Source organism: Chryseobacterium capnotolerans, assembly GCF_021278965.1.
Classification (GTDB): domain Bacteria; phylum Bacteroidota; class Bacteroidia; order Flavobacteriales; family Weeksellaceae; genus Chryseobacterium; species Chryseobacterium capnotolerans.
In genome coordinates, this window is the sequence record NZ_CP065589.1 from 3379300 (window position 1) to 3397993 (window position 18694).

General features: G+C 36.1%; 12 protein-coding genes and 1 pseudogene. 2 read left to right on the forward strand and 11 right to left on the reverse strand.

Annotated features, from left to right (window positions below; translation table 11 throughout):
- Positions 1 to 64: 64 nt before the first annotated feature.
- Positions 65 to 1429, reverse strand: coding sequence for a DUF5458 family protein (locus H5J24_RS16200; RefSeq protein ID WP_068941876.1), 1365 nt, complete (start codon positions 1427 to 1429; stop codon positions 65 to 67).
- Positions 1430 to 1449: 20 nt separating this feature from the next.
- Positions 1450 to 1896, reverse strand: a complete 447-nt coding sequence (locus H5J24_RS16205) for a type VI secretion system contractile sheath small subunit (protein ID WP_068941874.1) — start codon at positions 1894 to 1896, stop codon at positions 1450 to 1452.
- A gap of 482 nt (positions 1897 to 2378) precedes the next feature.
- Here H5J24_RS16205 and H5J24_RS16210 point away from each other — a divergent pair, with 482 nt between their 5' ends.
- Complete coding sequence (locus H5J24_RS16210) at positions 2379 to 3425, forward strand: hypothetical protein (RefSeq protein ID WP_068941872.1); 1047 nt, start codon at positions 2379 to 2381, stop codon at positions 3423 to 3425.
- A gap of 63 nt (positions 3426 to 3488) precedes the next feature.
- Here the strand turns inward: H5J24_RS16210 and H5J24_RS16215 are convergent, their stop codons facing one another.
- The 5 genes from H5J24_RS16215 to H5J24_RS16235 all read right to left on the reverse strand — a co-directional run bounded on the left by H5J24_RS16215 (position 3489) and on the right by H5J24_RS16235 (position 15256).
- Positions 3489 to 5585: a M13 family metallopeptidase gene (locus H5J24_RS16215; RefSeq protein WP_068941870.1), complete on the reverse strand. Its 2097-nt coding sequence runs from the start codon at positions 5583 to 5585 to the stop codon at positions 3489 to 3491.
- 329 nt (positions 5586 to 5914) lie between these two features.
- Positions 5915 to 7966: a M13 family metallopeptidase gene (locus H5J24_RS16220; RefSeq protein ID WP_068941868.1), complete on the reverse strand. Its 2052-nt coding sequence runs from the start codon at positions 7964 to 7966 to the stop codon at positions 5915 to 5917.
- 201 nt (positions 7967 to 8167) lie between these two features.
- A complete protein-coding gene (locus H5J24_RS16225) occupies positions 8168 to 10225 on the reverse strand; it encodes a M13 family metallopeptidase (RefSeq protein WP_068941867.1) in 2058 nt (685 codons plus the stop codon).
- A 292-nt stretch (positions 10226 to 10517) separates the two neighbouring features.
- The gene (locus H5J24_RS16230) at positions 10518 to 13916 is read right to left on the reverse strand and encodes a trifunctional glycoside hydrolase family 18/polysaccharide deacetylase/glycosyltransferase family 2 protein (protein WP_068941865.1); all 3399 of its coding nucleotides are present in this window, start codon (positions 13914 to 13916) and stop codon (positions 10518 to 10520) included.
- 89 nt (positions 13917 to 14005) lie between these two features.
- The gene (locus tag H5J24_RS16235) at positions 14006 to 15256 is read right to left on the reverse strand and encodes a CinA family nicotinamide mononucleotide deamidase-related protein (protein ID WP_068941864.1); all 1251 of its coding nucleotides are present in this window, start codon (positions 15254 to 15256) and stop codon (positions 14006 to 14008) included.
- A gap of 105 nt (positions 15257 to 15361) precedes the next feature.
- Here H5J24_RS16235 and H5J24_RS16240 point away from each other — a divergent pair, with 105 nt between their 5' ends.
- Positions 15362 to 15835, forward strand: coding sequence for a DUF7832 domain-containing protein (locus tag H5J24_RS16240; RefSeq protein ID WP_068941862.1), 474 nt, complete (start codon positions 15362 to 15364; stop codon positions 15833 to 15835).
- A gap of 196 nt (positions 15836 to 16031) precedes the next feature.
- On the opposite strand, the pseudogene H5J24_RS16250 reads toward H5J24_RS16240, so the two are convergent.
- From H5J24_RS16250 to H5J24_RS16265, 4 genes and pseudogenes are all read right to left on the reverse strand, one after another.
- Positions 16032 to 16573, reverse strand: a pseudogene (locus H5J24_RS16250) (lipocalin family protein).
- Positions 16574 to 16647: 74 nt separating this feature from the next.
- Positions 16648 to 17382, reverse strand: coding sequence for a LytR/AlgR family response regulator transcription factor (locus tag H5J24_RS16255; protein ID WP_068941858.1), 735 nt, complete (start codon positions 17380 to 17382; stop codon positions 16648 to 16650).
- An 84-nt stretch (positions 17383 to 17466) separates the two neighbouring features.
- On the reverse strand, positions 17467 to 17883 hold the full coding sequence (locus H5J24_RS16260; protein ID WP_068941856.1) for a DUF6326 family protein: 417 nt from the start codon (positions 17881 to 17883) through the stop codon (positions 17467 to 17469).
- Positions 17884 to 17889: 6 nt separating this feature from the next.
- Entirely contained in the window at positions 17890 to 18600 is a 711-nt protein-coding gene (locus H5J24_RS16265) for a DUF4386 domain-containing protein (protein WP_068941854.1), read from the reverse strand.
- Positions 18601 to 18694 lie beyond the last annotated feature (94 nt).

Consider the following 18694-nt stretch of genomic DNA (forward strand, 5'->3'; position numbering starts at 1 on the left):
GGTATTGGTAGAAAAAAACCGATGTAAAAAATGCATCGGTTTTTATATTTAAAATAAGGTATTATTATTCCTGAGTGTATTGTGCATCCCATTCGTTACCATCATCTCCTTTATGTCCGTCTAGTTTAATAACGAAACTTTTTGTAGGGAAATAAGGCGTCATACGGATATCCAGCCATACTCTGTCTTTGTTTACTCTATCCTGTTCGAAACGAACAATCTTAAATTTCTCGATCAATTTGTCCGGTCCTTTGATATTGTCAAGGAACGTTACAATTTGTCTTCTCAAATCGTCTTCGTTTTTAGCATTCCAATTTTCGAAAGCTCTTCTGTTCAGGAAGTCTAGTAATACTTTAGTTACATAGTCGAATACACGAACTACTGAATACGTCTGAAGACCGATGTTGTCTCCTGTAAATAATGTCTTTGCAGAGAAAGCCATAATTTTACCATATTCGTTAACCATTGGTACAAGACCCATTTTTTCCAATTGAGAAATTTCACTTTTCTTCAATTCGAATTTTACAGCGTCTACTTCGTTGATATTACCGTGTTTCTTACCTGCTGCTACCTGAGACATTAATGTCTTGTGGATTTTACCTGCTAATGAAGTGGATGGTGGAAGTTCTACGTTTTCTTCTTCTCCTACTTCTTCAGCTTTTCCTCGTCCTACTAGCCAGTTACACGTCATGATCACGTTACTTCTGTGAAGTTCACCCCCTGTAAGGTTGGCAGAATGGAATAAGTCTACAACGTCATCGGGTTTATCAAGGTTAGCAAAGTCTGTAACCATCATCACTTTGTTCTCGTTACAGATTTTAGCCCACTTTTCAACAACTTTATTAGATCCTAAGTATCCAGGAATAGCAAGAAGTGAGTAATTATCTCTAAGATCTAAACGGTCGTAGTAATTTTTGAATTCTTCAGCAATGGCATCAATGAATAAAGGATTATCTAAGTCTGAAACCTGATCAAGGCTTGCATTCACAATACTTACGTTATCCACTTTATCCAATTCTGTATTTTTATAGAATTGAGCTACAGTTCTGTAGTTGGTTTCTAACATACGAACTGCATCCAGTGTATTTTTAAGATTTTTCTTTAAGTTTTGATCAGCCTGTTGTGCTTTGGTTTTGCATGTATCTGCCATTTTATCAGCAGATTCACTACCTTCCAAAAGGTTTACCCAAAGGTTAATCTTTTGAAGAAGTTCTTTTCTTTCTTCTGATTTATTGTTATCGTTAAGGAAGATTTCTTTCCTTGCTTTTCTAGTTGGGTTCATATTGGCGATACCGTCTACAACGGATTCAACAAAGCCAAAACCTCCCATTTTATTGAGCTCTGCAAGCGGGTTGCCCTTTGGCTGCCCCGAGTGCTGCTGCTGTTGTCCCTGCTGCTGGCTTTCTTGCGCCTGTAATTTGCTATCCATGATTTAATGTAAGTCTTTAATTATTTTTCAAGTTCTTGTGCTACTTCTTTCAATACTTCGATGAACGCCGCTCTTGTCTGATCGTTCTCCAGCATATTACGAAGAATTTTATTGGTTTTCAACTGACGTACAATTTTGTTGTACTGCTCCTGTTCCATGCTCAGCTGCTGAAGATAGTCAGATTTCTGAGTAAGGCTTTTAGGAGTAAAGTCTCCAAGATTTTGAAAACGGAATTCTTCGTCAACCAATCCTCCGTCTTCTGTTTCATGCTGTACTGCTACAGAAGGCTGAAAGTGTCTGAACACATCTTCCACAGTTTTTAATCCTGTTACAATTTCAGGGGTATAAGATTCTTCTGTTGTAAGCTGGCTTACTATCAGTGATTTATTTTCCTGTATTTCCTGAATAGCTTCATTAGCGTCTACTTTTACTTCGTTTCCGCCAACACCATAATTAAACATTGCCATATTATTATTATTTTGAGATTTACTATTTTGGTTTGGATCTGTCTTTTAGCAATTTACAGATAAATCAAATAAATTACGAATCCAAAGTTTAAATTTAAAAAAAAACTGTAACATACAAAATTTTTCTTAAATTATTTAATTTCCCCTACATTTATTCAACATAAAATCAACATTTTACAATGTCACTAAGCTATGAAAAAATAAATAAACTTAAGCGAGTCAGAATTAGAAATTAATATTATTTGGTCTGAGGATAGAAAAGGAGAATAGAAGTTACGCATATCAAGGTTTAAAATCTTGATATGCATAGAAAAAAGTTCATTAGAAATGCTTTAAATTCTGTTTTAATTTCAATAGCTGTCTCTTTCCAAGTCCTGACATCATTAAAAAACGAAATACCTTATGCTGAACTTATATTAAAATAAGAACTTCTGCAACCTGAGGAAGAAATTTTGTTTATATTTAAATCAAGAAAACAGAATATGAAAGATGTAAAGATTGCATTCAGAAAACCCATATATCCTGTTTCAGAAGCATTACAACAGTATTTGGAAAAGCATAACAGAACTACCAAAATTAAATTTCTGTATGAGGATTTGTTACGATTCACAGATAGTGTAAATATTCTGGACAAAGACGGCAAAGATACTTTATGGCTTGGCGTAATGTATCCTGAATATGAGTTTAAAGAAATAGAGGCTAATTTAAATAAGATCTATACCCTTCTTCATTCTGACGGTGATGAAGCTACTTTACCTTATCTGACGGTGGATACAATAGATTTCTGTACTTTCGGAAATTCTAAACCTTTTCGAATTCGGGTAAGAAATATTCTGAATGACAATTACACTAATTTTTATATTAAACAGGCGGATGCTTCCCGAATATACGGACTGGAGCTAGAGGATCTGCTTTCCCCCAACCGAATTAACTTCCTGATTTACAAAAACACTTTGATAGAAGAGCATATCTTAGGTATTCCCGGTGATGTGTTTATTCAGAAACATTTACCCCAGTGTACAGAGTTGGAAAAGGCACAGATTTCTAAGGAGTTTGTAAAATTCAATGAACGTTGTCTCATTGGCTTACTCGGTGATATGCGTTCTTATAATTATGTGGTCATTCCCATACACGATTTTGATCAGGTTATTTATAGAATCCGCCCCATCGATTTTGACCAGCAAAGCTACGAAGGGAATCTGAAGGTTTATCTTCCCCAGTATTTCAAAGAAAATAACTTGATGGTCACTATGGTAATGGAAAAACTAAAGCCAAATTCTATAGAACAGTATCGTAAAGAGGTGCGTTCACAAATTGTAAAAAGAGTCACCAGCAGCAAAAACAGGTTTGATGAACTTATTTCTATTATGAAAAAGGAAAATATTGCACCAGAAGCTCATATTACAGAACTCAAAACAGCTTTGCAAAAGCTTACCTATGATGTCAATTTCAAATATTGCAAAACGATGGGAGATATTATAGAAACCGGAATAAAGTTCGTTATCCGGAATTATAAAAAAGCATATTAAGAAAGAATCCGCCTCTTATTCGGAGACGGATTCTTTCTTTTCTAACAATTCTTTTGGTATTTCTTACCAAATTTTTATTCTGTCCTCAGGAGTTTTATACATTTTATCACCTGGTTTGATATCAAATGCCTTGATAAATGAATCCTGGTTCACCAAAGGCCCGAATGCTCTGTACATTCCCGGAGAGTGCGGATCTGTTTTCACCTGGTTAATCATATATTCGTTGGTTGCTTTTGTTCTCCAAACGGTAGCCCAACTCATAAAGAATCTCTGATCCTGAGTGAATCCACTGATTTTTCCTGGATTTCCTTTATCTTTAAGATACATTTGAAGAGCATCGTAAGCTACTGCTACTCCACCTAAGTCACCAATATTTTCTCCACTTGTAAATTTACCGTTCACAAAGCTTCCTTTTACAGGCTCATAGGCACTGTACTGAGCTGCTAACTGAGCCACTTTTGCATCAAAGTTCTTACGATCAGCATCCGTCCACCAATTGTTAAGGTTTCCATCACCATCGAAACGAGAACCACTATCATCAAAGCCGTGAGAAATCTCATGACCGATTACAGCTCCGATTCCACCGAAGTTTACAGCTGCATCTGCTTTAGGATTGTAGAAAGGGGGTTGAAGAATGGCTGCCGGGAATACAATTTCGTTGTTTGATCCGCTATAGTAAGCATTTACTGTTTGCGGGGACATTCCCCATTCTGTTTTATCTACGGGCTTTCCTACTTTATCTAAGTTTCTTTGGTATTGCCAAGCTGATACATTTTGTAAATTAGCATATAATGATCCTCCTTGTTTTGGAGATTCTACTTTTAATTGGCTATAATCTTTCCATTTATCCGGGTAAGCGATCTTTACTGTAAACTTGGATAGTTTTTCCTGAGCTTTTACTTTTGTTTCAGGAGACATCCAATCAATATTGGCAATGTGGGTTTTGAATGATTTTAAAAGGTAATCAATATAAGTTTCCATCTGCTGTTTTGCTTCCGGAGTAAAGTATTTCTCTACATATAATTTTCCAAATGCTTCTCCAAGAACACCATTCACAAGCGTTAAACCTCTTTTGTTCATAGGACGCTGCTCTTTTTGCCCTTGTAGATCTTTTGCATAGAAATCAAATCTGATCTGCTCAAGATTTTCGTCTAGGTTACTTGCATTACCATTAATCAGGTGATATTTCAGGTAGTCTTTCAATAAAGGTAAGTTTTTCTGCGTGATAAACTGATCCATATTCTGGTAGTATTTCAGTTCTCCGATGATTACCCTGTCTGTATTTACTCCTGCATCTTTAAGATATTTTGCAAGATCAACGTTTTTCACTACTCCTGATAATTCAGAAACATTTTTAGGATTGTATCTTAAATTAGCATCTCTGTTCTGCTCCAATGTCAGTAAATAATTGGCCAGTTGTTTTTCAAAATCTACTACATTCTGTGCCGCCTGAGTAGCGTTTTTATAGCCTAAAACACCGAATAGTTTTCCAACATAAGCCTGATATTGCCCTAATGTTTTAGTATTAGCTTCGTTTACTTTCTGATAGTAATCTCTTCCTAAACCAAGATCCGGACCACCAAGATATACAGCGTTCATTTTGGAGTTTTTCATATCTGCTCCGGCTCTCCATCCGTAAAAGGAGTTATCTCCTATTTTTGTAGCTTCTAAAAGATATTTCTGGAATTCATTAAGATTTTTAATGGCATCAATTTTTGCAAGATCTGCTTTGATAGGATTTAATCCGTCTGCATTTCTTTTCGCTGTATCCATAAAAGATGCGTAAAGACTCTGGATTTTCTGTCCTTCAGAACCTGCCGCATAGTTTTCGGTAAGGATTTTATTCAAAATATCCAATGAAGCATCATCCACATTTTCTCTCAAAGCATTGAAAGACCCCCAATTGGCTTTATCTGAAGGAATCTGAGTAGTTTTCACCCAATTTCCATTCACATAGCTAAAAAAGTCATCCTGTGGACGGACACCTTTATCCATATAAGATAAATTGATTCCTTCCTCTTTTACTTCTTCTTTTGCAGGTGTTGCAACTTTTGCAGCAGCCTCTGTTTTTGTCTCTGTCCCTGCAGTTTTTGCTGCACCACACGAATTTAGCAATACAATACCTGAGAAGGCAAGTATACCAATATTTAGCTTTTTCATTGAAGATAATTTTTGATTATACACAAACTTATCAAATATACAAAGTTTAATGGTAAGTGATGAAGGATAATTGATAATTAATGAGAATAATAGTGAGTTTTGAGGTTTAATTTTAAGGGTAAGGGTTAATGGGGTTCATTATTTTAATTTTGTATAGGGTTATTGTATGGGTGTGAATGAACCACCCCGTCAAAAATTCAAAGAATTTTTGACCCCCCTCCGGAGGATGGGAATGATGGCAGTCATTCCTTATTGATTTTGATTAAAGTAGTTTGTAGGTTCTCATGTATAACAAAAAAAACCGCTCATTGCTGAACGGTTTGTCTATTTTACCAGATTTTAATTCTTTCTTCCGGTGCTTTGTATAGTTTGTCTTCTTTTTTCACATCGAAAGCATTATAAAACGAATCAATATTAATTAATGGAGCAAAACTTCTGAGATACCCTGGTGAGTGTTTATCAATTTTGATCTGAAGAAGAAGGTATTTTTCAGGTGCTTTTGTTTTCCATACAGTAGCCCAGCTCATAAAAAACCTTTGGCTCTGAGTAAAACCGCTGATCTTTCCTGGATTTCCTTTGTCTTTTAAATACATCTGAAGAGCATCATAAGCTACCGCTACTCCACCCAAATCTCCAATATTTTCACCATTCGTATGGATTCCGTTGATGAAAGATCCTTTTACCGGTTCATATTGGGAGTATTGTGCGGCAAGAGCTTTTGTTGCTTTCTCAAAATTGGCCTTATCTTCAGGCATCCACCAGTCTACTAGATTTCCGTTGCCATCAAACTGAGCTCCCGAATCATCAAATCCGTGGCTCATTTCGTGACCAATCACAGCCCCAATTCCTCCGAAATTGACAGCCGCATCAGCCTTAGGGTTAAAAAACGGTGGTTGGAGGATGGCTGCCGGAAATACAATTTCATTGTTCACCGCTCTATAATACGCATTTACAGTTTGTGGAGTCATTCCCCATTCTGATCGGTCAACTGGTTTTCCGATTTTTCCCAGCTTTTTACTATAGTTCCATACAGCAATATTCTGAAGATTGTTGTATAATGAACTTCCCGGAATAATTTCTAAAGCTGAATAATCTTTCCACTGATCAGGATAGCCTACTTTTACACTAAATTTATTAAGCTTATCCATGGCTCTTTCTTTAGTGACTGGTGACATCCATGTTAAATTTTTGATGTGAATTGCGAAACTTTTCTTTAAATAATCAATAAGCTCAACCATCTGGGCTTTGGATGCTGCAGGAAAATATTTTTCAACATATAGCTTTCCAAAAGCTTCTCCTATATTTCTGTTAATTAATTCAAGACCTCTTTTATTCAAGGCTCTCTGTTCTTTCTGCCCGAATAAGTATTTTCCAAAGAAATTAAAATTAATAGCATCCAGCTTTTCACTTAAATAGGCTGCATTTCCATTAATCAGATGAAATTTCATATAATCTTTAATCACGGGAAGGTTTTTCTCATTGACTAACTGATCCATATTTTTATAATAGTTCAGTTCTCCGATAATTACTTTATCTGTGTTTACTCCTGCTTTTTTAAGATAGGCAGGAAGATCTATTCCTTTTACCAGACCCGAAAGCTCAGCCATAGTCTGTGGATTGTATTGAAGAGTATTATCACGACTCTGTTCATTAGTCAGATAAGTTTTTGCAATACTTTTTTCATACTCTACAATTCCTTTTGCAGCTTCATCTGCATTAGTATATCCTAATTCTTTGAGTAGTAAAGCTACATACTTTTGATATTCCGCAAGGGTTTCCGTATTCTTCTCATTGACTTTCTGATAATAGTCTCTCCCCCAAAGACCTAAAGCCGGAACTCCTAAGTAAACGGCATTCATCTTGGAATTTTTACGATCTGCACTTACAGACCAACTATAGAAATTGTTATCTCCGTCTTTTGTTGCAGAAATCAAATAATTCTGAAGATCAGTAAGGTTTTTAATGACATCAATTTTATTCAATTTTTCTTGAATAGGTTTGATTCCGTCAGCATTTCTCTTCTGCATATCCATATAAGAAGCATACAGATCCTGAATTTTTTTCCCTTCACTTCCTGTAGTAAATTTGTCTGTTAAAAGAGAATTCAGAATTGTCATAGAGTTGTTATCCGTATCTTCTGCGAGCTTATCAAAGCTTCCCCAAGCTGGTTTATCTGAAGGGATTTGAGCTGTTTTCATCCAGGTTCCGTTCACATAATTATAAAAATCATCTTGTGGACGTACTGAAGTATCCATTGCAGCAAGGTCTAGCCCACTGTCTACAATGCTTACCGCTGTTTTAATAGTTTTAACCTGTGCATTCACCAAATTCTGAGTGCAGATCCCTGTGAGTAAGGATAGGGAAAGTATCAGTTTTCTCATAGTATTAACTTTACAACAGATAAGTACATATTGATTTACAATTCGTTACACTATCCATGAATAATTATCAATATTTCCCTTCGTTTTACTAAAAATTATACTAAAAGTTACAGTTAAAAGTTTATTTTGAATGTCTTTTTGATTCCTAAAACCACTCCTTTAAAACAAAAAAACCGCTCATTGCTGAACGGTTTGTTTATTTTACCAGATTTTAATTCTTTCTTCCGGTGCTTTGTATAGTTTGTCTCCTTTTTTCACATCGAATGCTTTGTAGAAGGCATCAACGTTGATTAGTGGACCAAAACTTCTGAAGTAACCCGGAGAGTGCGGGTCTGTCTTCACCTGGTTAACCATGTATTTTTCACTTGATAAAGTTCTCCAAACGGTTGCCCAGCTTAGGAAGAATCTCTGATCCTGAGTAAATCCACTGATTTTCCCTGGGTTTCCTTTATCTTTTAAGTACATCTGAAGGGCATCATAAGCGATATTTACACCCCCTAAGTCAGCAATGTTTTCCCCATTTGTAAAAGTACCGTTTACAAATGTTCCTTTTACAGGCTCATACTTGTCATATTGAGAAGCTAAAGCTTTTGTCGCTTTTTCGAAGTTAGCTTTATCTTCCGGAGTCCACCAGTCTACCAAGTTACCATCTGCATCGAACTGAGCTCCTGAATCATCAAATCCGTGGCTCATTTCGTGACCGATAACAGCACCAATTCCTCCAAAATTCACAGCTGCGTCAGCTTTAGGGTTGAAGAATGGCGGCTGAAGGATCGCAGCAGGGAATACGATTTCGTTATATACCGGGTTGTAATAAGCATTTACAGTCTGTGGAGTCATTCCCCATTCTGTTTTATCAACTGGTTTTCCAACTTTAGCTAATTCTCTGTTGTATTGCCATTCGCCAATGTTCTGAAGGTTTTTGTATAGCGTACCTCCTTTAGCTTCAGAAAGAATTTCTAATTTTGAATAGTCTTTCCATTTATCTGGGTAAGCCACTTTTACAGTGAATTTGTTCAACTTCTTAAGAGCTTTCTCCTTAGTAGTAGAAGACATCCACGCTAAATTATTGATATGAACTACAAAACTTTTCTTTAAGTAGTCGATCAATTCTACCATCTGGGCTTTAGCTTCTGCCGGGAAGTATTTTTCAACGTATAGTTTACCAAAAGCTTCTCCTAAGTTTCCATTGATTAATTCATAACCTCTTTTGTTTAAAGCTCTTTGTTCCTGCTGACCTCTTAGGTATTTACCATAGAATGCAAACTTCATATCTCCTAGTTTTTCACTTAGATAAGATGCTGTTCCGCTGATCATATGGAATTTCAGATAATCTTTAATCACAGGAAGATTCTGTGCATTGACCAGTTTATCGAAATTTTTATAGTAATTCAATTCTCCGATAATTACTTTATCTGTATTTACCCCAACTTTTTTAAGATAAGCAGGAATATCAACTCCTTTTACCAAAGCTGAAAGTTCAGCCATAGTCTTAGGGTTATACTGAAGAGTATTATCACGGCTTTGCTCATTAGTTAAAAGCGTTTGTGCAATACTTCTTTCATAGTTTACAATCCCTTTTGCTGCTTCATCAGCATTTTTATATCCTAATTCTTTCAGCATGGAAGCTACATATTTCTGATATTCAGCAATAGCTTCTGTATTTTTTTCATTTACTTTCTGGTAATAGTCTCTTCCTAATCCAAGAGAAGCATCTCCTAAGTAAACAGCATTCATATTAGAATCCTTCAAGTCAGCATATACTCCCCATCCGTAGAAAATATTTTCACCTTCTCTTGTTACAGAAATAAGATAGTTCTGAAGGTCAGCCATATTTTTGATCGCATCAATTTTATTCAGGTTTTCCTGAATAGGCTTAATTCCGTCAGCATTTCTCTTCTGCATATTCATATAAGATGCATATAGATCCTGGATTTTTTTACCTTCACTTCCGTCTGTAAACTTATCTTTCAAAAGAGAGTTCAGGATAGTCATGGAATTGTTATCCGTATCCTCAGCCAATTTATTAAAGCTTCCCCAAGTTGCTTTATCAGATGGAATTTTTGCTGTTTTCATCCATGTTCCACTCACATAATTATAAAAATCATCCTGTGGGCGTACTGAAGTATCCATTAAGCTAAGGTCTAAACCTTTATCTGTATTGTTTACTGCTACTTTAGCAGCTGTGCCTTGTGCACTCATCGTGTTTTGAGAGCAGATCCCTGCTATTAGAAACAAAGAAAGCGTTAGTTTTTTCATTATGATAACAATTTATACAATATGTATGATTTATTTCTTATTTGTTACTTTTTTGTGAAACAAATTTAAACAAATACAATCAGATCAAGATAAGAATTTATAAATTGGATAGGCCTGAAGCTAGATGTTGGAAGCTGGAAGTTATAAAAGCCATAAAGAATAACTACTCTATTTCTTTATCTTCTTTCAAGTAGTTTAGAGCAACATTCAGTAATATTACAACTAAAAGTAACTCCTAACTTCCAGCTTCCAACCTCTATCCTCCAGCTCCTATCTTCCAGCTTCCAACCTTTTAAGTCGTTGCGATCTCTTTTACATTTCCTGTACGTTTCAGGAAGCCCCACGACTGCATTTCGCCTTTCAATGCTTTTCTTAAACTTTTAAATAATACGATATACATCAGCCATCTATACCCGAATCTTTGCGGAATGATATAGAGCAGATTCACTAGTTTTTCCCGCTGCATAATAAATGCTATTAAGGCAAGGGATGCGTCCACCAAAAGAAAGATCAGATAATAACTGAATATCTTGCCCCCGTTTCCTGATAAAATCCCCAAGAACATGATTACATCTGCCAATGGTGAGAAAAATGGAATGATATATTGGAACAGCAAAATATTCGGCATTGCCCAAAGTCCCAATCCTTTATATTTAGGATTAAGGAAAGTCTGTCTTTGTTTCCAGAACATCTGCATGATTCCGTAGGTCCAGCGGAAACGCTGTTTAAGGAACTGTTTTACCGTTTCTGGGGCTTCCGTTACAGCAACAGCTCTGTTTTCATTGGCAACAGTATATCCGGCTTTTAAAATTTTCACGGTAATATCACAATCTTCAGCCAGTGTATCAGAAGAATACCCTCCCGCTTCAAGAATCACAGATCTCTTAAACGCTCCAATAGCTCCAGGAATAACAGTAATTGCATTAATGTTTGCATACGCCAGTCTGTCAAAATTCTGGCTTGTGGTGTATTCTATTGCCTGCCATTTGGTCAGCCAGTTTACGGTATTCCCTACTTTTACATTCCCTGCTACTGCGGCTATTTTTTCTTCAGAGCCGGCATTCAGGAATCTTGCGATCAGATATTTCACAGCGTCCTGCTGCAGTTTGGTGTCTGCATCTATACAAACTACATATTCAGCATCCGTCTGTGATATTCCAAAGTTTAAGGCTGTAGCTTTTCCACCATTCGTTTTGGTGAATATTTCTAATTTCGGATGATCCGGAAATGCTTCTTTAGCTTTTTCATACGTTGAATCTTTACTTCCATCGTCTACCATGATGATGTTAAAGTTCGGATAGGTTTGCTTTAAAAGGTTATTCAAAGAAGAAACAATATTCACTTCTTCGTTATAAGCTGGTACAATGATAGAAACCTTTGGATAAGATTCAAGGATTGGAAGTTCACTCAGCTTTTTCTCTTTTTTTCTTTCTTTAAAAGCCCAGTAAGCCATTAATAATAATCTTATCAACCCCAACACAATGAAGATAGTAAACAAGGCAACCAAAAAGTGGCTCACTCCATAGATGATGGTTGCCAGCACCAGATTAAGCTGCATGATATAATAAGCTTTGGTTTTAGGAACTTCAGGCATCAGCTCGCTTTTGCTCTTGTGTAGAATACTGGTAAGATTGGTAAAATGATAGCCTTGTTTTTGAAGGCTTGGAATCAAAATCTTCAACGCTTTTACGGTTTCTTCCCTTGTATCTCCACCAGCATCATGAAGCAATATGATATTCCCTCTCTGCTGCTTAATCCCAGCCATTACCCGTTTTACAATTTCATCTGCTTTTATTCCTGGCTGCCAGTCTTCAGGGTCAATATTTTCTCCGATATCCAGGTAATTTTGCTGTCTTGCCAATGCTACCGGAATAATCTCTTCTGAAGTGGTGGGCTCAGAGTCTGCGTTATAAGGAGCACGGAAAAGAATTGTACTGTGTCCTGTTATACATTCTATCAGCAGTCTGGTCAGTTTCATTTCAAGTAAAGCTCTTTCCGGACTTACTTTCGCTACATTTTCGTGGGTAAAGGTGTGATTTCCTATTTCGTGACCTTCACGATAGATTCTTTTAACCAGCGGAAGGTTCTTTTCTGCATTTAACCCTACCAAAAAGAAGGCGGCCGGAACATGGTATTTGGACAATATATCTAATACCTGAGGAGTATAAGTTTCATCCGGTCCGTCATCAAATGTCAATACTAATTCTTTCTGCGGGGCACTTCCATATTTTTTCACTTCGTAAGAACTTGGATAGGTAATATAGTTCTCATCAGTAATGATTTTCTCTTTCGGATCTACCTCCACAGCGATTTTTCCATCATGAGGGGTATTCAAAACATCCAACACTTCACCATCTCCAATGTAATCTACCATGGTCTGTCCTTTTACATTTTCCAGCGTTTTCAAATTCAACTTAGAAAGCCCTGCAAATGTAAGATCCTTATCATAGTAATTCCAGACTCTGCTGTCCTCACTCCCTAATCTCCACAATGCTGTTCCTGCCAACGGATATTCCGATGCAAAACGCATGGTATTAAAAATAGACGCTGCATCATTGAAAAATACGGTATGGGTATTATTTTTGGAATCTGTATAAGAGTAATTCAGGTTAAAGGTATTATCATTAAAATCTATAACCGCTTTACTGGCACTTGCTTTGGTGATCGCCTGCATGTACGTTACGGAAGTATTGTCATCTTTGTTGGAACTCCAGTCATATCCATACGCTCCCAGTCCAAGAATAATTTTGTGAGGAGAAGTTTGTTTAACAATTTTACCTGTCTGAGCTTCGATCCATTTCTGTGAAGAGACAGGCCCGGCATCACTTCCCGCTGAATATTCATCATAGGCCATCAACACAAAATAGTCTACATACGGATCTAGTCTAGGGATATTGTAATCATCATTATCCGTCATAATATCCATTGTTACAAGTAATTGATTCTGTTTGAATGTCTCTGAAAGCTCTTTCATGAAGGCAATCAGATTTTCATCAGAATTAAGGTTCATATCTTCAAAGTCAATATTAATACCTTTGAAATGATATTTGAGACACTGCTGGGTAAGCTTTTGGATAAGAGCAGTTCTTTTCTTTGGATCATTCAAAACTTTCCCCAGTCCCTCGGCACGGAATTCCTGATTAGAATTATTGCTCAGAATAGGCATAGCTGCCACTCCTGTTCTTTTGATGATTTTATATCCTTCGGGGTCAACATTGGTCTTCAAGTCTCCTGTTTTAGGATCAAGAAAAAACCATTCAGGAAACACAAGATTGACATGTCTGATGTTTCGTTTTAAAGACATCAGAGACTGCGGATCCCATGCTACATAGAATGCGGAACGAATTCCCCCAGGAAACTGAGCCCAGTTTCTATTTTGATTTTTATATCGTTCTGCTCTTGCTTTTTGAATCTTGGCAAGATTGGTATGAATGTTTTTTTCAGAGATAAAGCTTCTGAAACCTTTATATTCTTTAGAAATTTTATTCTCCTGAAGGTAAGGTTTATTGGCCGTAATAACAGCTTTATAATCTTCTTTGAAAGGAATTTTTGGACTTCTGTCCAGGGTCATCATCAGGCCTAACGCTAACAGAAGGAGCGCCGCAACGAAAATAAAGATACGGCTGCCCCATTGTACGCTTTTCCAACGTTTCTTGTTGTTGGTCTGAAAAATCTGTTTGGAATTTTCCACGATTTTAAAATTTTAATGAATGATTCTCAAAAAGTGTGAAAAACCCTTTGAAAATTCATTAAAAAAAAATTAAAAAATCAGTCTTATGTTTATTGATTTATTAAAAGTCCTACAAGGTCCTGAATCACCTTTTGTGAAACAAAATTCATAAAATCAACTCTTTCCAGATGAGGCATATATAATTTTGAGGTAACTTCCTGGTTATTGATCCGTATTGTATAAAAAACCGTTCCTATATCTTTGCCATCTTCTCCTTTTCCCGGGCCCGCCACTCCGGTAGTAGAAAGGGAAATATGAGTATCAAACAATTCCTGGCATCCTTTTGCCATTTCCTGTGCCACCTGCTCACTAACTACGGTAAACTGATCTACCGTTTCTCTGGAAACATTTAAAATTTTTATTTTTTTCTCCGTAGCATAGGCAACCATTCCACCCAAAAAGTATCTTGAACTTCCGCCAACTGAAGTAATCATTTTCGCCAATTCTCCTCCGGTACAACTTTCCGCTGTTGAAATAGTAAGTTTTCTCTCAGTAAGAATTTCTGCCAGGATATTTTCAATTTTATCTTCAGATGTAGCAATTACATTTTCTTTTATAAGCGGAAGTAATTTTTGAATTTCATCTTCTGTCTGTTGTTTTAATGCTTCTTCATTTTCTCCGGATGCTGTTAATCTCAATTTAACCCGGGTTCCCACCGGAAGATAGGACAACGAAATATTTTCAGGAAGAGCAAGCTCCCAGTCTTCAATAGTATCAGCAAGAATACTCTCCGGAATTCCTACCACAGAAACAATTCTTGAATGGATATAATTAAGATTGAATTTTTCCTGTAAATAAGGAATAATCTGATCTTTAATCAATGGTTTTACCTCATAAGGAACGCCTGGTAAACTGTAACTCAGCTTTCCGTTCAGTTCCATCATCATGCATGGTGCTGTACCAAAATGGTTTTGAAAAACAATAGATTTTGTAGGAACAAAGGCCTGTTCTTTATTTCTTTCCAGGATATCTGTCCGTCCGCGTCTTTCCATATATCCTTTAAGATGATTAAAAGTGACTTCATCAAGGGCAATTTCATCGTTGAAAAACTCAGCTAATGCTTTTTTGGTTTTATCATCTCTTGTAGGTCCCAGACCTCCGGTGGTAACAACCAGATCTCCCAGTTCAAAAGCTGTACTTAATGTATTTTTAATCGTTTCAATTTCGTCTGAAATCGTAAAGATCTGTACAACCTTTATTCCGATATTCTTTAGTTCAGTGGCAATAAAATTGGAGTTTGTATCTATTGTATTTCCAGAAAGGATTTCGTCACCAATAGTGATGAGGACTGCTTTTTCCATATATAAGATTCTTGAAAAAAAATTCTCCTGCAAATGACGGAAAAATATGTGGCTGCGACAATATAAATTGATTTTTTCTATTTTTGACGGAAATTAGTTAAAGTTATGTCTAAATATGATGATGCCTCATGGCATTATGGTGGTGATTTTCCTGAAGGACTTCCTCAGAAAAACGGAGCCACACACACTGGTATGTTCCTGAATTGGTGCATCCATAATGATCTGATCTCTGATGAACTGAAGGAAGATAATGAAGAAGAAATTGAAAAAGTAAAACGAAGAGAAATTACGGGTGCTGAATTTATCATGGATTCTTGTGACGGAAAATTCTCGGAATATGATCTGAATGATCTTGGAAACAGCTTTGCAAAAGATTATTACGCAGATGATACCGATTTTGGAAACAGATACAGTTCTTTTGCAGATGATTACGTAAATCTTTTTGATACCAAGGCAGAAGAAAACGATTATGAATATGAAACCTTCTATCACATTGAAGATACTTATGAAAATTATGATCTGATGAAGCAGGTCATTGATTATCGTTTTGAAGAATGGAAGGAATATATTAAAGGATAAAATATAAAGTGCATATTTAATTATTATATTCTGTCATCCTGAATGTAATGGATTGAAATGAAGAATCTAAGTCATACATGTGATTCTTCTTCGTCAGAAATCCAAGATTCGACGTAGTCAATGACATTGATAATGACTATATATTTCTAAAAATAAAAGGCAAATCTGCAATAGTATGATTTGCCTTTCTACTTTTCTATTGATTATGGTTTACCCAGATCAACTCATCCGTATTATAGCCAATCTTTCTGGCTTTTTCAATGAAACGTTGTCTGATGCTTTCCGGGATGGTAGTGGTTCTGGAGAGGATCCACAGATATTTTAGGCTGCTTCCTGCTACCAGAGCATATTGATAATCTTCATCAATGTCAATGACATTATAACCGGCCCATATGGGTTTAAAAAAGATACTTTAAGCCGGGCTTCAGTGGAATCTTTAACAAATTTAGCTTCCCCAATAGACTCATTCCATACTTTTTTGATATAATCATACCCTTTATTTCTAACCTGAATACTCCCATTAGGATTTTCTGAATATTCTGCAGTGACGTTATTCATGTTTTTCTCAAATCTATAATCAAAACGGGCAATTTCGTACCATCTTCCGAGATATTTTTTAACATCAAAATTCTTTACTGCCACCGCTCCCCTCGGAATTCCTACAGAATATGAATGAAAAGCAATATAGGCTAAAGCTCCCAATGAAACGGGAAGAATTATTTTGTGAAAGGTTTTCATAACAGAAATATTTTGTGTGATTCTGATAAAAACGTCAAAAATAGTGCCTTTGGGTTGTTAAGGAACGATAAATTCTAGGAAAAGACCTTCAGAAAATTATCTTTAAAGCTTCCTGAAACCTCAATTTCAGTATCGTCAGCCAGCATCACTGTTCCGCTTTTATGGTAAGATTTAACGAAAGATGTATTGATGATATGAGAACGGTGAACTCTTACAAAAGGATTTTCCAAAAGATCATCAAAATGTTTCAAAAATCGGCATACCATTTTTTTTGAACCATCCGTAAGATACACCTGAGTAAAGTTTCCGTCTGCCTGAAGTCTTACAATATCCTCTGTTTTCACCACATCAAAACCTTGTAAAGTAGGAAGAATAAGCTGTTGTTTTTCGGGTTTTAATTTCAAATTTTCCAATAGAATTTTATTCCGGTTCAACTCTTCTTTTTTTTCAAGGCTCTCAACTACTTTATTTACGGCCAGAATGAGTTCCTGAATGTCAATTGGTTTCAGAATATAATAACTTGCAGATTTATTTAAAGCCTGTAAAGAATACTGTGAAAATGCAGTAATAAAAATAGTCTCATAGGAAAATTCTTTCGTAGCTTCCAATACATCAAAAGCGTTCCCGAAAGGCATTTCTACATCTAAAAAAACCAATTGGGGTTGTTTCTCTGCAATCAGGGGTACAGCTTCTTTAATATTTTCCGCTTCACCCAGAATTTCTACCTGCGGGCAGTATTTAGTAAGATAGCTTCTCAATACTTCTCTTGCTATCAATTCATCATCTACGATTACAGCTTTAATCTTCATTGGATTTAAATATTAGGTTGCAGGTATAGGTTGCAGATGCAAATTAGGAATATTTGATCAACCCCGCAATCTTCCTAATACAACTCATATTCTTTTCCATTTCCAGGCATATATTACAATCAATATCGTGATGATGCATTCCACTGCTGCAAGAAAAACATAGAATAGATACCATTCTGAAAACGATGAAATGCCAATAAGCAGCATCACCACAGTGAAAAAGATTCCGAAAGCAATATTGAGCATCCTGTTGATAGCAGGTTTCAGAATAAGGGAAAGAAATACCATGACGGCTGGTATTGCCAGGGCTACCGCAGCTATTAATAAATTCAATGGAGTATTCAATAGATTATGCCCATCCACAAGCCCCTGAGTTTTCCCGGGAGTATATAACTCGAAGTAATCGCCGTATAAATAACATAATGTAACAGAGGTCCAGAGGCCGGCAAGTATAACCTTCACGTTTACTGGAATATTTTCAAATTGGGTAGAATTATTCATGATATATTAGTTTTGCTGATGCATATTATTAATAGATTTACTTTTCACTCCTGCAATCAGCAACCACAGACACATTCCTATTTCTCCTATTGAAGCGGGCAATGTGACATATCCTGATATTGCATACTCCGAAAAATCAGAAATCATAGTTCTTCCAAGAACATTCATGATATAACCCCAACAGCCCAGCATTAAAAAAACACCTAAGATTTTGGGTAAAAAACCGGATCTGTACACTAAGTAACCGAATGGAAATAACCAAAGTCCCCAGAAAACCTGAACAATTAAAATTCCTTTATTATAATTGCTCAGCAGAAGCATCACCTGAGCCTGTAACTGCTTAGCATCAAATACTTTTAAATAATCAGCCCCCTCAACAATGGTAAGTACAGAAAACTTACTTTGAAGATTCATAAATGAAATAGGAACGCTTATGATCGCAAAAATCACCATCAATCTTGCCGCATTTTTATGAGTTCCTTTTAGTAACTGATACAAAACCAAAGGAAGTAATGCAAAAGCAATATAGCAAAGCATGCTGCTTGCAATACCCGATCTGAATAGAGAAACGGATGAAGAAATATGACGAAAAGTAAGTCCCGGATCTTCCCATACAATAAGCTGTGAGGGTACATACATTAGGCTGTAAAAGCCGGTGATGATGACAACAAGATAAATAAATCCTGCTAATCGTGCTGTTTTATTATTGATATTCATCTGATTAGTTTTATACTAATAAGACAATATTTATATCATTTTGGTTACACTAAAAAGTAATTATAATAAAAAATTTCTTTAGAATACCATTTTG